10 protein-coding genes are annotated in these 14,828 nt (G+C 58.5%); 6 read left to right on the top strand and 4 right to left on the bottom strand.

The window, feature by feature from the left end:
- Window positions 1–93 precede the first annotated feature (93 nt).
- Entirely contained in the window at window positions 94–1,224 is a 1,131-nt protein-coding gene (locus tag A6V37_RS15800; RefSeq protein ID WP_064269565.1) for a YncE family protein, read from the top strand.
- A 57-nt stretch (window positions 1,225–1,281) separates the two neighbouring features.
- Here A6V37_RS15800 and A6V37_RS15805 read toward each other — a convergent pair whose 3' ends face one another.
- Window positions 1,282–1,755 (bottom strand): Lrp/AsnC family transcriptional regulator, encoded by a 474-nt coding sequence (locus tag A6V37_RS15805; RefSeq protein ID WP_064269566.1) that lies wholly within the window; start codon window positions 1,753–1,755, stop codon window positions 1,282–1,284.
- Between the two features lie 142 nt (window positions 1,756–1,897).
- Between A6V37_RS15805 and A6V37_RS15810 the strand changes: the two genes are divergently transcribed.
- The 5 genes from A6V37_RS15810 to A6V37_RS15830 all read left to right on the top strand — a co-directional run bounded on the left by A6V37_RS15810 (window position 1,898) and on the right by A6V37_RS15830 (window position 10,128).
- Entirely contained in the window at window positions 1,898–5,437 is a 3,540-nt protein-coding gene (locus A6V37_RS15810; protein WP_242665854.1) for an indolepyruvate ferredoxin oxidoreductase family protein, read from the top strand.
- Window positions 5,438–5,471: 34 nt separating this feature from the next.
- The gene (locus tag A6V37_RS15815) at window positions 5,472–6,239 is read left to right on the top strand and encodes an SDR family NAD(P)-dependent oxidoreductase (protein WP_064269567.1); all 768 of its coding nucleotides are present in this window, start codon (window positions 5,472–5,474) and stop codon (window positions 6,237–6,239) included.
- A 21-nt stretch (window positions 6,240–6,260) separates the two neighbouring features.
- Window positions 6,261–7,448 carry an acetyl-CoA C-acyltransferase gene (locus A6V37_RS15820; RefSeq protein ID WP_064269568.1) on the top strand — a complete coding sequence of 396 codons (1,188 nt, stop codon included), beginning with the start codon at window positions 6,261–6,263 and terminating at the stop codon, window positions 7,446–7,448.
- A 57-nt stretch (window positions 7,449–7,505) separates the two neighbouring features.
- Entirely contained in the window at window positions 7,506–8,591 is a 1,086-nt protein-coding gene (locus tag A6V37_RS15825; RefSeq protein ID WP_064269569.1) for a Leu/Phe/Val dehydrogenase, read from the top strand.
- Between the two features lie 760 nt (window positions 8,592–9,351).
- Complete coding sequence (locus A6V37_RS15830) at window positions 9,352–10,128, top strand: GntR family transcriptional regulator (RefSeq protein WP_064269570.1); 777 nt, start codon at window positions 9,352–9,354, stop codon at window positions 10,126–10,128.
- A gap of 80 nt (window positions 10,129–10,208) precedes the next feature.
- Here the strand turns inward: A6V37_RS15830 and A6V37_RS15835 are convergent, their stop codons facing one another.
- The 3 genes from A6V37_RS15835 to A6V37_RS15845 are packed head-to-tail and all read right to left on the bottom strand — an operon-like array spanning window position 10,209 to window position 14,635.
- Entirely contained in the window at window positions 10,209–10,742 is a 534-nt protein-coding gene (locus A6V37_RS15835) for a gamma carbonic anhydrase family protein (protein ID WP_064269571.1), read from the bottom strand.
- Complete coding sequence (locus A6V37_RS15840; protein WP_064269572.1) at window positions 10,739–12,547, bottom strand: hydantoinase B/oxoprolinase family protein; 1,809 nt, start codon at window positions 12,545–12,547, stop codon at window positions 10,739–10,741. The genes A6V37_RS15835 and A6V37_RS15840 overlap by 4 nt, the downstream gene beginning before the upstream one ends.
- A gap of 15 nt (window positions 12,548–12,562) precedes the next feature.
- On the bottom strand, window positions 12,563–14,635 hold the full coding sequence (locus tag A6V37_RS15845) for a hydantoinase/oxoprolinase family protein (protein WP_064286127.1): 2,073 nt from the start codon (window positions 14,633–14,635) through the stop codon (window positions 12,563–12,565).
- Window positions 14,636–14,828 lie beyond the last annotated feature (193 nt).

A 14,828-nucleotide genomic window follows, 5' to 3' on the forward strand; every position in this document is an offset into this window, starting at 1 on the left:
CATGGTAGGCGCGCGTGCGATGCGCCTCTGCGGTCTTCGTGCGTGAGTCACGCCGTATCAGATCTTGTAACGCTGTAAATTGGAGTTCTTTCTATGAAATTAGGAATCTTAAATTATTTGTCATTGCTGGTACCTGTCATAGGTATGACGGCCTGTGGCGGCGGAAATGACATACATACGACTCCACACTTGATAACGACGATCCCGGTCCACACTCCCGGAGCGGGATTTCTCTTCGATATAAGCTACGTGGACCAGAATCAAGGGCAATATTATCTGGCTGACGTGAGCAACAACGCCGTTGACGTCGTCAACGTAGGCAGCAATCAGCTGACATCGCAAATCAAGCCGGGTTTCGCGGGCTTCAGTGGATCTGCTGATACGGCGGGGCCGGAAGGTCTTGTAGGTATTCCCAATACCAATCTTCTGTACGTCGCGGATGTCAACTCCGTTAAGATTCTCAATGTCTCCAATGGACAGCTTGTGAAGAACATTCCGGTTGCGACCTCCGGACTACGTACGGACTCGGTCTGCTTCGATCCGGACGACAATGTGATCATGGCAACCAATCCGGCGGACTCGCCTCCGTTCGCGACGTTTATATCAACGGTCACTCAGAGCGTCATTGCCACCCTTAAATTCCCTGATTCGGCCGGTTTGGAACAATGTCAGTATGACAAAGTGACCAAGAACTTCCTGCTGAATAATGACGGCACGCCGGCAAACGTTCATGGCGAGATGGATGTCATCTCCGCACGTTCGGTCGTCTCGGGCGCGCCGAAAGCGTCGGGTGCTTATGCACTTCCAGCTTGCAACCCTAACGGGATGGCGTTAGGGCCGAACAATGACGTCCTGGTGGCTTGTATTCCAGACAACGGCGCGCCTCTTATTAGTCTGATCGTTGATCGTACAACCGGCTCCATTCTCTCAACGATCCCGTTTGGAGGGGCGGACCAGGTCGCCTACGATGTTGTGACGAACCGATACTTTATTCCTGCCTTTCGCAATCAAAAGAGTGGAGTGGCTGGGGCTGCCGCATCCGCCGTGCCCACGCTTGGCGTAGTCGATGCGTCGTCACGTGCCGTGATAGCGCAACTGCCGATGGGGACCGGAGCTCATTCCATCGCCGTCCATGGTGCGTCACACCAGGTGTACGTACCATTCGCGGGTAGTGGCTCAGGACCGTTTTCTTCAAATGGCATTGCGGTCTTTTCGACCCAATAACGCTTAAGTTTGCGGGTGTCTGCCAACGGCGGTCGAGGTGGCCGCCGTTTTGGTCCATCATTCGTCGCGGATACGTACTGGCAGTGCTGTCTTGTATTCGACACGGCGAAGCGCCACCGACGTGTGGATGTCGCGCACGCCGTCGATCTTCGTGAGCTTGGTCATCACGAACCGCTCAATCCCTGCAATGTCGCCAGCGACGACGCGAAGCATGTAGTCGAAGGCGCCGGTCATCAGATAGCACTCCATTACTTCTTCAAAGTTTGCGATTGCACGCTCGAAGGCCGCAAGCCGAACTTCGCTCTTCTTTTCGATCGCCACCGACACGTAAGCATTGACCGGAAAGCCTGCCTTTTCCTGGTCGAGCAGAGTCACGTACTGCGTGATTACGCCGTTCTCTTCAAGTAAGCGGATCCGCCGATAAAACGGGGAAAGCGACAAGCCCAGAGTCTCAGCCAGGTCGGAGGCCTTGGTGTGCGCGTCGCGCTGAAGCGCGTGCAGGATAGTCACGTCATTGCGATCGAATTTCATTGGCTAACTTTCTCTGAGATGCAGCCGAATCCGGCAGCGATTGCTAATTCGGCTCAATTTGATGGTTAAGTTTGGCACAACTCGTCTCTTGCGGCTACATAAAATGGACCTCATCCCACACATGAAGCAGCGGAGGCAAGCGATGAATATGCGAGCAGTCGAGATCGAGCGCCAACTCGACATGGAGTACCGTCTTGAGGATCGTTACCGTCGAGAGAACGGCACTGTTTTCCTGACCGGTACCCAGGCGCTCGTGCGAATTCTGGTCGAACAGGCTCGCAGTGATCGCGCTGCTGGTTTTAATACCGGAGGCCTTGTGTCAGGCTACCGCGGATCGCCACTGGGAGGCTTTGACCAGGAGCTGTGGCGGCAGAAGAAGCTGCTCGCAGAGCATGACATCCGCTTTGAGCCCGGCCTGAATGAGGACCTCGGTGCGACAATGCTTTGGGGTGCCCAACAGGTCGATGCATTTCCGGGCAAGCGCGTCGACGGTGTGTTTTCCATGTGGTACGGCAAGGGTCCCGGCGTAGACCGTACCGGCGATGTATTCCGGAACGCCAATATTCTGGGTACGTCGCGGCAAGGTGGTGTGCTGGCGGTAGCCGGAGATGACCATGCAGCACAATCGTCCATGTTCCCGCACCAGACCGATCACGTGTTTGAAGGCGCGATGATGCCGATCCTCTTTCCGGCATCGGTCGAGGAATACATCGAGTTTGGCTTGACCGGTTACGCGATGTCCCGTTTTTCAGGGCTCTGGGTGGCGTTCAAGGCGATCACGGAAACGGTCGAGAGTGGGCGTTCGATGGCCGTGCATGGGCACACGGAGAACGCTGCCTCGCGGTTCACATTGCCCGAAGACATTTATGTACCGGAGGTCCGCGGTTTTAATTACGATCCAAACCTTCGGTGGCCGGCTGAGCGTAGTGAGCTTGAACGACGTGTGTTGGATGAGCGGCTTCCCGCCGCGCTCGGGTTTATGCGTGCCAATCCGCTCGATCGTACGCTGGTTAGGCCGCAAGGTGCACGCGTCGGTATCGTTACTGTCGGCAAGGCGCATGGAGACGTGCTCGCCGCCTTTGAAGCGCTCGGGCTGTCACTGAGAGATCTGGAGCACTTCGGAATTGGTGTCTACAAGATCGGCATGATCTGGCCGCTCGAGGCACAAGGAGTGCGCGCGTTCGCCCGTGGCATGCAGGCGCTTGTCGTCGTTGAAGAGAAGCGTTCGTTCGTTGAACGGCAGATCAAGGAGGCGTTGTTCAACCTTCGGGCAGACGAACGTCCTGCCGTCTTCGGCAAGGACCTGGGTGAAGCGGGCCCGTTACTGCCCGCCGCGATGGAGTTCGCACCCGAACAGATTGTCGCCGCACTGAAGCGGTTCTTCGCACACACCAACGTTCAACTGGCTACGCCTGCGCCGGTCAGCTTGCCGACGCAACGCAATGGTTCGCGCTTCATCCCGCTCACTCTCACCAAGGGCGCGGAGCCGCTCACCCGCAAGCCGTTCTTTTGCGCGGGGTGTCCTCACAACTCGTCCACCAAGCTGCCGGACGGATCCTACGCCGCCGCTGGCATTGGCTGTCACATCATGGCACTCGGCGAAGCAGGCGACACCGCGACGTTTTGCCAGATGGGCGGGGAAGGGGTGCAGTGGATTGGCATGTCGTCGTTCATGGATATCCCGCACATGTTCGTCAACCTCGGGGACGGCACGTACCAGCACTCGGGTAGCCTCGCGATCCGGCAGTCAGTTGCCGCAAAATCGAACGTCACGTACAAGATTCTTTTTAATGATGCAGTTGCTATGACCGGTGGGCAGCCGGCCGAAGGCGGTCTGACTGTGCAACGCGCCGTGGCACAAGTGGTCGCTGAGGGTGCCGCCAAGGTGGTGGTGGTTACAGATGAGCCCGAAAAATATTCAGGCCGATCGGAGTTGCCCGCTTCGGTGGAAGTGCAGCATCGCGACGATCTCGATGCGCTGCAGCGTATCCTGCGTGAGGCGAAAGGCGTCTCGGTAATTGTCTATGACCAGACGTGCGCTGCTGAAAAGCGCCGTCGGCGCAAGCGGGGCAAACTCATCGACCCGCCCACGCGTGTGGTTATCAACCCTGCAGTCTGTGAGGGATGCGGTGATTGCTCCGTGCAATCGAACTGCATCGCAATTGAACCGCTTGAAACCGATCTTGGCCGTAAGCGCTCGGTCAATCAGTCGAGCTGCAACAAGGACACGTCGTGTCTGAAGGGATTTTGTCCGAGCTTTGTGACGGTTGAAGGACTTCAGCCCAAGCGGCCTGACCAGAAACGTATTGGTGTAATCGAAGAGGAATGGCGTGCGAAGCTGCCGGCGCCAGCGTCCGTGTCGGAAGAATTGAAGAAGCACGCGAGCATCGTTGTGACCGGCATCGGTGGTACGGGTGTGGTCACAATTGGAGCAATTCTCGCCATGGCAGCGCACCTTGAGGGCAAGGGCGCTTCCACACTCGATTTTACGGGTCTTGCACAGAAGAACGGTGCCGTGATCAGTCACGTGCAGATAGCTACGAGCCGTGCAAAGATCGTCACGTCTCGCATTGGTGCTCATGCAGCCAATGTGCTGCTCGGTTGCGATGCGGTAGTCGCAGCGTCCTCTGGAGCGCTCTCGCGGGCGGCATCCGGGGTGACGCGAGCGGTCGTGAACGAGCGCATCACTCCTACGTCGGACTTCGTGCGTAACGGCGACTTGCCGGTCAGCAAGGCGATTCATCAGACCGCGATCGAAAGCGCGATCGGCGATGCACCCGCTGCCTTCTGGGACGGCTCCGGCGCGGCTGAAGCGCTGTTCGGTGATGCGATTGCGTCGAACATGATGATGGTTGGATACGCGTATCAATTGGGACTGATCCCCCTCTCTGAAGAGGCGATTGGGCGCGCCATCGAACTCAACGGTACCGCTGTAAAGATGAATGAGCGTGCCTTCTTCTGGGGCCGGCTGATGGCGCACGACGCCAGTGTCATTGAGCGGGTTTCCGGCAAGGTTCCTGCGGAGTCTGGTCCGTTTCAGTTGGACCGCTTTGTCGCTGAGCGTGTACGCGACCTCGAGCTCTACCAGAACGCGGCCTATGGGCGTCGTTACAAGGCGCTGGTCGAGAGCGTCCAACAAGCGGAGCGTCGGGTTTCCGGCGCAGTCGGTGGTCTGACCGAAGCCGTTGCCCGCAATTACTTCAAGGTTCTCGCCTACAAGGACGAATACGAAGTGGCCCGGCTGCATACCGACGGCAGCTTCCGCTCATATCTGTCGGGAGCATTCGATGGTGGCGGCAAGAAGACCTTTTACATGGCACCACCGCTTCTGACCCGTCGCGACCCTCGTACTGGTCGCCGGAACAAGATTGCACTTCGTGCCGCCTGGCTGGACCCGCTCCTGCGTGTGATGAAGCACGGAAAAGTCCTGCGTGGCACAGCGCTGGACCCGTTTGGCCGACAGCAGGATCGAGTCATCGAGCGAGCGCTGATTGGTGAGTTCGAGGAGGACGTGAGTCTGGCAATTCAAAGTCTCTCGAACAAAACAATTGACACAGCAATTGCGCTGCTCCGGGTGCCCTCATCGATTCGCGGCTTCGGCGTTATCAAGGAACGCAACTACGAACATGCCCGCCCGGTCCGTCAACAATACCGCGCAATGCTGCTGGCGAGTGGTCGGTAAGCAGCTTGGTGAGTGAATTTTGGAGGAGATGAATATGATGATTGGTGAAGGCACTTTTCTGGTCACGGGCGGTGGTTCTGGGCTTGGCGCAGCGGTCGGTCGCGCACTGCTTGAGCGTGGCGCGAACGTGGCGTTTGCGGACATTGATATCAACGGAGCCACCACTGAGGCGGCGAACAACCCGGAACGGGGTTTGGCGCTGCAGGTCGACGTGACCGATGGCAAGAGCGTGGAGGCGGCAGTTGGTGCTGTTACGGATCGCTTTGGTTCGTTGCGAGGCGTCGTGAATTGTGCGGGTATTGCTCCCGCTCAGCGCATCATTGGCCGTGAGGGGCCGCACTCGCTGGAGCTATTTTCCAAAGTGGTGTCGGTCAATCTGATCGGCACATTCAACGTCATGCGCATCGCCGCGGCCGCTATGGCAGCTAATGAGCTGGACGCTCATGGCGAACGGGGCGTGATCATCAATACGGCTTCAGCTGCTGCTTTTGATGGTCAGATTGGTCAGGCGGCATATGCAGCGTCGAAAGGCGGGGTCGTGTCGCTCACATTGCCGGCAGCGCGTGAACTCGGACGCAATGCGATTCGGGTTGTCACGATTGCCCCGGGTATCTTCGAGACGCCGATGCTCCTCGGTATGCCAGCTGACGTTCAGAAAGCGCTGGGGGAGGGTGTCCCATTCCCTCAACGTCTCGGTCGCCCTGCTGAATTTGCAGCGCTTGTCGGGCACATCGTCGAGAACGCCTATCTGAACGGTGAGGTTATCCGCCTCGATGGTGCGTTGCGCATGGCGCCGCGCTGAACTGACTAACAGGAGCAAACCATGAGATTTCATGAGGACGACATCGTCATCGTCGGTGCAAAGCGTACAGCGATCGGCGCTTTCCACGGGCAATTCAAAGACGTCACTTCGCCGCGGTTAGCCTCTTTCGCGATCGACGCAGCGATCAAACAGGCCGCCGTCGATCCGGCGACGATTGACGAGGCGATCTTCGGATGCTGTCTGCCGGCGGGACTGGGGCAGGCGCCGGCGCGGCAGGCGGTGCTTGGCGCGGGTCTCGCTCATACCGTCCCGGCGACGACGGTGAACAAGATGTGTGGGTCTGGCATGAAGGCAGTAATGCTCGCACACGATCTGCTTCGCTGCGGAACCGCGACGGTGGCGGTGGCGGGTGGGATGGAGTCCATGAGTAATTCGCCTTATCTATTGCCGAAGGCCCGCCAGGGTCTTCGCATGGGGCACGGGCAAGTGCTGGACCATATGTTTCTCGATGGGCTGCAGGATGCGTACGAAGGCAAATTGATGGGCTGCTACGCGGACGCTTCGGCACGCGACTGGCGTTTGACACGCGAGGCTCAGGACACGTTCGCAAGCGAATCAATCCGGCGTGCCCAGCACGCCGTTACAAGCGGTGCGTTTGAAGCGGAGATTGCGCCCGTTGCATTGGTCGACAAGAAGGGGGCTCATTCTATCGGTCGCGACGAAACACCTGAACTGTGCGATCTGGAAAAGGTTTCGAAGCTGCGTCCGGCCTTTGTCGCTGATGGCACCGTGACTGCGGCAAACGCGTCGTCGATTTCTGACGGCGCAGCCGCTCTCGTGCTAATGCGGGCCGATACAGCGTCCGCCGCCGGTCTTACCCCGCTCGCGCGCATTGCGTCGCATGCCACGAATGCTCTCGCCCCGGCGAAGTACACCGAGGCACCCGGCGGTGCGATCACGAAGGCAATTTTTCGGGCCGGCTGGAGTCAGGCGGACGTTGATCTGTTTGAGATTAATGAGGCCTTTGCTGCCGTGACGATGATTGCAATGGCGGAACTTGGGCTGAAGCACGAGCGGGTCAACGTGAACGGTGGAGCGTGCGCAATGGGTCATCCGATCGGCGCCAGCGGTGCGCGGATTCTCGTGACACTTCTCTATGCGCTGCGCGCTCGCAACGCGAAGCGCGGCATTGCTTCGCTGTGTCTCGGTGGCGGTGAAGCGACCGCTGTGGCGCTTGAGTTGCTCTGAGCTGCCTGACTCCCGATAGCTCTGCGTCCCGGTAACCATTCATTCCTTAGTCATTCCATGAACGCAAAAATAGAAGCACGAAATCTCACTGCCGTGCAGCATCTGTTCGGGCTCGAGGGCGAACCCGCGCACGAAAAGGTCCTGTACATATCTGACCCGATTACGTCCCTTCGGGCGATCATCGCTGTGCACAGCACTGCTCGGGGACCGGCCTTTGGTGGTTGTCGCATGTGGCAGTACTCGAGTGACGAAGAGGCGCTGCGCGATGCACTGCGCCTGTCTCATGGCATGAGTCTTAAGAATGCGATGGCGGACCTGCCGTACGGCGGAGGCAAATCCGTCATCATAAGGAACGATCGCCAACTGAATCGCAAGGAGATGTTCCAGGCATTCGGTCGTGCGGTTCAGTCACTCGGCGGCCAATACATTACTGGCGAAGACGTCGGTACGACCGTCGATGACATGCTCGCAATCCAGTGTGCGTCGCCGTACGCCAGCGGCATCCCCCGGGAGGGAAAGTTTGGCGGCAATCCGTCACCAAAAACTGCCCTCGGCGTCTATGCCGCCATTGAGCGGGCAGCAGATGTGCTTTTTGGGGCGGCCTCGCTTGGCGGCGTGACCGTTGCCATTCAGGGGCTGGGTTCGGTCGGCTGGGACCTGTGTGAGCGACTGCATGCGGCCGGTTGCAAGTTGGTTGTCGCCGACATCGACTCCCTTCGCGTGAATACCGCGGCAGAGAAGTTTGACGCCAAGGTCGTCGATGTCCGCGACATCGTTACCCAGGCGGTCGATGTGTTCGCGCCCTGTGCGCTTGGCGCGGTGTTAAATGCACCTGCAATTGCTGACATGCAATGCAAGATTGTTGCGGGCGCCGCCAACAATCAGTTGGAGACGGCGGACGACGCGCAGCGATTGCATTTGCGTGGGATTCAGTATCTGCCGGACTATGTTGTCAATGCTGGCGGGGTTATCAGTTGCGTTCGCGAGTATGAAGGTGGTGGTGATGACGCATCCGTGGATCGGGAAGTTATACGTATCGCGGACCGGACAGCCAGCTTGATCGACGAGGCACAGGCGCAAGGCAAATCAATCGCCAGTGTCGCGTACGAGCAGGCCCTCAGAAAGATCAGCGTGGCGCTTTAGCGAATCAAGTGTTTGCCTGAGAGTGCGCTGCGATGCCCGGCTTCCTTACCAAGGACCGGTAAGTTACAGCTTGAGCCACGCCAGATAGTTCGCTGGCGTGGCTTTTTTTGCCTCAATTTACATATGACCACCTATTTGCCTCCCGATCAGCTCAGTCAATGGGGGTGGCGTGTCCCTTTCCTGTTTTGCGTGCTCCTCGGTCCAGCAGGATTCTGCGCCCGCATGAGTGTCTCAGTCGCGACTGGGCGCCGAAGCTCGATCTAAAGTTTTTTTGCGGCAAGTATGCAAAGACAGCAGGGGGAGGTCTCTTCACATGGCGCCAGAAACTGACCAAATTTGTGGGTGATTGAGGTGGTAGGGACCCGAAGTCCGTCTGCTCCATAAGGAGCGACCCTTGCCAAGGTCAAGGCTTGGTTTTGAGGCGCGCTCTCTTCGTTAGGTTGTCTCCTTGGCGTTTTCCTTGGGATGACGAGGCTCTAGCACATCAAAAGTAAGTCCTTGTTGACCAAAGCGCTTCTACCGAAGCAATCTTGAATATCGGGTCGACGTTAATATTTTGTGCTCGGGCCACAGCGCGCTCTGTAACTTCTTTCACCCGTCGGCAGGCCAAAAGCTGAAGAGGTCGCTCATGCCGAGGGGGAGGCAAAGCTTGCAATCGCCCATGTGTGATCACAAAATAAGGTAATATGGTCTGTATGAATCAGTCTTGTGGCCCTTTGCGGGTATCGGATCGTGATTCGAGATCACTACCGGAGTCAATATGGACAGTCTGATTGTCGACAAGGAAAAGCTTGTTCCGTCGAGTGAAGACGACCTGCCTGCAGTATCGAAACTGAGTAACGTCGCGCTACGAGAGCGCGTTTATGAGGAGCTGGCCAACGCGCTGCGCGCGGGACGCTTTGCGCCGGCAACAATGGTAACGATCCGTGGTCTGGCCGAAATGCTGGGTACCAGCACCATGCCGGTTCGTGAGGCAGTGAGCCGGCTGGTGACGGAGCGAGCACTGGAAATGTTGCCGAACCGCACTCTCCGTGTGCCGACTATTTCGCCTGAAATGCTCGATGAACTGATCGACACGCGGGCGACCGTTGAGGGCCGCGCGGCCGCGCTTGCTGCTCAACGGATGACGCCGGGAGAGTTTTCGCGAATCAAGGCGGCCAACGAAGCGTATGGTCACGCGCTTGATGCCGGCGACATCGCTGCGGCGGTGGCAGCAAACGAGCAGCTTCATTTCGCCATATATCGCGCCGCGGGATCAGGTCTGCTTTTGTCGATTATCGAAACGCTCTGGTTGCAGAGTGGCCCTTATCTGGCGTCGGTCATGAAGAAGATGCATGTCGCGGCCGACTCATTGCACGACCGTGGTGTCATGCACCACTTCAACATACTTGCGGCGCTTGCGAAGCGGGATCCAGAAGCGGCAAGCTCGGCCGTAAGGGCAGATATTCTGGATGCTGCAGAGTGGTATAAGCACCAACTTTTTGTTGAGGGTGCAACGGCGGAGGTCGAGCGAACCAAGCCGCGCAAACGTAAGTAAGTCTCCTGTCTTCATCGTCGGAGTTTGCTGCTGCGAACTGAAAGGCCGGCGCGATTTCGCGTCGGCCTTTTTCGCTGGTGTCAGCCGAACATTATGGCGGGCAAATCAAGTACAGACAGATATTCCTCTGAACTGCGCACATATTCTTCCGCAGCCCACTCCAGCTCTTTTACTTCTGCATCGGTCAGCGTCCTGACGAACTTGCCGGGAGAGCCCATCACGAGAGCCCGCTCCGGGATGATCTTTCCCGGCGGGATGAGCGAGTTTGCGCCGATCAGGGCGTTCTTCCCGATAACTGCCCCATCGAGTACCGTTGCGCCAATACCGATGAGGGCGCCGTCCTCAACCGTGCATCCGTGCAACTTTGCCGCATGGCCGATTGTTACCCCGCGGCCGATGTTGACCGGAAAGCCAGGGTCAGAGTGGATGACCGTCCCATCCTGGACGTTGCTTGCCGCACCGATGCTGATCGCTGCGACATCGCCCCGAAGGACGGCACCAAACCACACTGACACCTGCTCGGCAAGTTGCACCGAACCGATTAGCGTTGCGTTTGGTGCGACAAAGCATCCGGGACCGATGGAGGGCTTTGCGCCCTTGAAGGTGAGCATCATCTTTCTACTCCGGCAGCGGAGAATGCCTCGAATGCAGCATTTCGCAACGCTTCAGTCGACGTGACATCCACGGCGCCGGCCGAGGTAAGGGCCACGGCGAATATAGTGCGAGCGCGCTCACGCGAGAGATAACCCTCTTCCACATCGCGACGAACCAGTTCTGGGTCGCGCGTTTCAGGGCGCCCGTATCCGCCACCCCCGCAGGAGTACGACAGAACAGTTTCACCGTCGGCTAGACGGAGCATTGCACCACCGGGAAGCTCAACGAGTTCACCTGAGGTCAGGCGTTTGAACTGTTTGGAACTCGCGCCTGCCAGGCCGCCGCGAACGCCTTTCGGTCCGTTTATCGTGCCATCGCTCACGTAACCCACTTCCATCTCACAGCCGACAGGCCCGAATTCGACGTACATGCTCCGCGCACCGTTGTGACGTCCCGCGCCTTCGCTATCCTGGACGAAGCTTCGAGTGCGAACGAGAAGCGGATGGCGCATTTCGTCGAGTTCCACACTGTCCTGGAAGCACAAACCGGCATTCCCGACGTGGCCAATGGTCTGCCACGAATCGGCGTGCGGACCGGCCGCACCACCGGTGAAACCGAGAAACAGTTGGTTGATGAATCGGTGGCCGGTTGTCGGGTCGACACCCGAAATAACGCCAATCGCGGGTGGAATCACGGCGCCGCATTCTGCGAGACCCGCGCCTTCATCCATTTCAGCCATTGCTGTTTGCACCGAGTTCGCGACGCGGTCAGCCATGTTGGTTGTCGCGACGGAGCAGGAAGTCGGATGAAGTGGAATACCCACTACGCAATTCTCGCGCAGCAAAATGTCGATGCGACGGAACGAGCCAGCATTCTTGGGAACGGTGTGTTCGACACTGTTGAAGACACCGACCATCGCCGCTGTCCGTGCGGTTGCTTCGCTAAGATTCAGGCCGCAGGGCAGGCAGTCCGGGTTGTCACGCAGGTCCACCTGAATGCGGCCATTTTCTGGATCTACGGTAACGGCCGCCTGGATTGTGACACCTTCTTCGGGCATGCCGGGGAAGAGCGGGTCGTGCGTGCTTGAACGGGTTGCCTGACCGGGAGCAAGTTTCCTGATCGCACCGATCATTCGCTGCTCAGAATAGTCGAGATAGTCGCGGGCATAATCGTCGAGCGCGTCCCAGCCGATTTCCTTCGCCAGATTCGCCAACTCACGCTCACCGATGCGGGCGGCACCCATCATCGCAAGATAGTCGCCCCACCATTGTTCGGGTACACGAATGCGCATCTTGCACATACGAACGATGTCGTCGATGTTCTTGTAATCCTGTTGTACCTTTACGGCCGGAAAAATAAGCGCACCTTCGTGGTACACGTCACGTGCAGAACCCATGTACGTGGTGGGCTCCGAATTGCCGCAGTCAGCCTGGTGAGCTTTGGCCACGACCGTGAACCGGTGGACCCCGTTGTCGTCCATCACTGGGACGAGAATCGTGTGGTCGGCCGGGTGTGAGCAGCCGTGGTACGGCGAGTTATGCAGGTATGCGTCGCCGCGGCGCAACTCCGGATGGAACGCCTTCATTGATGCTGCCATCAGGTCAGGGCCGCAGAGCACGTGGATAGGCAAACTTTCCGCGGCTGCCAGCAACTGGTTGTCGGCGGTTACGATACAACACGAAAAGTCGCGCGCGATGTTCAAAACACCTGAGCGGCCGCTGCGCAGCAGCGTGTTGGCCATCTTGCGTGCGACGCCTTCGAGCCGGTTGGTCAGCAAAGCGAGCGTGACACCGTCGGTAGTCGGGCGGCTGTTCAATTGGTTCATGTGTGTTCTCCTCGATTAATCGCGACCGGGGATGATCGACAGGCTACCGCTCGGACGGCGCTCCGCAATCGAGCCGGGGTTGATGACCACCGTCGTGAACGACGATTCCACGATGGCGGGCCCAGAAACCGGCTCTCCAGGTTGCATAGCCTCGAAACGGACTACGGCGCTATCGAGGAAGCCCTTGCCAGCAAAGTAGGCCTTGCGCAATGGGTTGGCGATGGCTTTTGCACTCGACCGGGCAAGGGCGGCGCCCTCCTGCTTGCGGATCCGGCAGGAGACGACAGCACTCCAGCCGACAATTTCAATTTGCGAGCCGCTGTCGCGGATCGCGAAAACTTCTTCGTGGGCTTTGTGGAAGCCTTCGATGAGCGCTTCGACGTCTTCCCTGGTTTCGATCGCAAGGCCGGTGAGCGGTACTTCCAGTTCCCACACCTGTTCTGGATAGCGGGCCTGCGCGAGCAAGGTGATCGTCTGTTCGAACGAGCCTTTGCCGGGGCCACCGATGAATTCCTGGCACTTTGCGTGAAGGCCCGTGAGCACCTCGCGAACGCCAGCGAAGTCAAATGCGGCGGTGCGCGCGAAATGCGTAGCGTAGAACTGGGATGTCAATTCCGACATCATTGCACCTGCCGCGCTCATCGTTGCGCCGACTTGCGGGATGACGAGGCGAGGAGAGTCCAGGCGCCGGGCGATCAGTACCGAGTTCAATCCTGCAGCGCCACCACCGCCAATCAGCACGGCCTCGCGCGGATCGATACCCTGGTTGATAGTGATGTCGAAAATGGCTTGCACCATATTTTCAGTGGCAATCGTGATGATCGCGGCAGCAGCTTCTTCGATGGACATGCCGAGCGGCGTCGCGACGAACTTCTCGATTGCGTCGCGTGACGCTTGCGCGTCGAGCTTCATGGTGCCGCCAAGGAAAAAGTCCGGATCGACATAGCCCAAGGCAAGTGATGCGTCAGTGACGGTGGGTTGCGTACCGCCTCGCCCATAACACACCGGGCCGGGAACCGCACCGGCGCTTTTTGGCCCTACGTGAAGCATGCCGCCATCATCGACCCAGGCAATCGAGCCGCCACCCGCGCCGACGCGTTTCACGTCGACGGAAGGAAAACCAGTCATGACGCCGCGATAGGGTGCGCCAATCCAGGTCTCGCGCGACGAAGGAATACGGCCGCGTCGCACGAGGCTCACGTCGTATGTCGTGCCGCCGGTGTCCGCGATAATTGCCGTGTCGGTCTGTTCGTCGGCCTGTGCAAAGTAGCGGCCCGATACCGGGGCCATCGACGGACCGGAATTGATGAGGTGAATTGGCGCTTCTGCCACGTGCGCTGCGTCGATAACGCCGCCCTGCGACGTGACCACGACAACGCGTCCTGGGAAGCCGGCTTCTTCAAGACGGTCCACCAGTGTGTGCATATAGGCCCGCATCATCGGCTTCAGGGAGGCGTCGATACAGGCCGATGAGGCGCGACGGAATTCGCGAGGAATCGGGTTGAGTTGATGTGAGAGCGTGTAGGGCACGCCAGGCAGGTGCTTTTCAAGCAACTCACCAACCTTCAGTTCGTGGGCCGGGTTGACGACTGACCACAACAGGCAGACCGCAACGGCTTCGACGCCTGCATCGCGCATTTCGGCGCTAATCTTCGCGAATGCCGCTTCATCCAGCGATTGCAATTCGCTGCCGTTGGCCAGCATGCGCCCCGGCACTTCCCAGGTCAGCGCGCGCGGAACAAATGGTTCCGGGTAGGGGACCGTGAAATTGAAAGGCTCGAGTCTGCCGCCTTCACGCAATGTCAGGATGTCCCTGTGGCCTGCCGGCACGACTAGCGCGGTACGCGCCGTGTTGCCGGTGATGATGGCATTAATGGCGTGAGTCGTGCCATAGATGAACATCTCACCGCGCTGCAGCATCGCAGCGCGATCAAGCTCGAGACCGTCGGCGGCGACCTGCAGTGCATCTAGCACGCCGCTGATTGGGTCTGCCGGTGTCGTCGGCGACTTGAACATGTGAAGACTACCGTCGTCATCCTCGACGATGAGGTCGGTGAATGTACCTCCGGTATCGACTGCGAAACGCATAAGGCTCTCCTGATGGACAAATAGCGGATTCAACGATCGCTTGATTTGCCGATCGGATATCCTTGCGCAAAGTATATGTCTCGATCTTTGTGATCACAAATAGAAAATAACGTATCTTGTTTTTATGAGGGTTTTCCCTATGAAAACAACGGTTGACGCTGTATTTCGATCGCGTGGTTTAATTTTTATGTTG

It is taken from the genome of Paraburkholderia ginsengiterrae (assembly GCF_001645125.1).
In the GTDB taxonomy this organism is placed as follows: domain Bacteria; phylum Pseudomonadota; class Gammaproteobacteria; order Burkholderiales; family Burkholderiaceae; genus Paraburkholderia; species Paraburkholderia ginsengiterrae.

Excerpts from the sequence above, each read along its gene's own strand:
- A6V37_RS15830 (WP_064269570.1), top strand. The coding sequence starts at position 9,352 with ATGGACAGTCTGATTGTCGACAAGGAAAAGCTTGTTCCGTCGAGTGAA.
- A6V37_RS15810 (WP_242665854.1), top strand. The coding sequence starts at position 1,898 with ATGAATATGCGAGCAGTCGAGATCGAGCGCCAACTCGACATGGAGTAC.
- A6V37_RS15820 (WP_064269568.1), top strand. The coding sequence starts at position 6,261 with ATGAGATTTCATGAGGACGACATCGTCATCGTCGGTGCAAAGCGTACA.
- A6V37_RS15845 (WP_064286127.1), bottom strand. The coding sequence starts at position 14,635 with ATGCGTTTCGCAGTCGATACCGGAGGTACATTCACCGACCTCATCGTC.
- A6V37_RS15835 (WP_064269571.1), bottom strand. The coding sequence starts at position 10,742 with ATGATGCTCACCTTCAAGGGCGCAAAGCCCTCCATCGGTCCCGGATGC.
- A6V37_RS15805 (WP_064269566.1), bottom strand. The coding sequence starts at position 1,755 with ATGAAATTCGATCGCAATGACGTGACTATCCTGCACGCGCTTCAGCGC.
- A6V37_RS15840 (WP_064269572.1), bottom strand. The coding sequence starts at position 12,547 with ATGAACCAATTGAACAGCCGCCCGACTACCGACGGTGTCACGCTCGCT.
- A6V37_RS15800 (WP_064269565.1), top strand. The coding sequence starts at position 94 with ATGAAATTAGGAATCTTAAATTATTTGTCATTGCTGGTACCTGTCATA.
- A6V37_RS15815 (WP_064269567.1), top strand. The coding sequence starts at position 5,472 with ATGATGATTGGTGAAGGCACTTTTCTGGTCACGGGCGGTGGTTCTGGG.
- A6V37_RS15825 (WP_064269569.1), top strand. The coding sequence starts at position 7,506 with ATGAACGCAAAAATAGAAGCACGAAATCTCACTGCCGTGCAGCATCTG.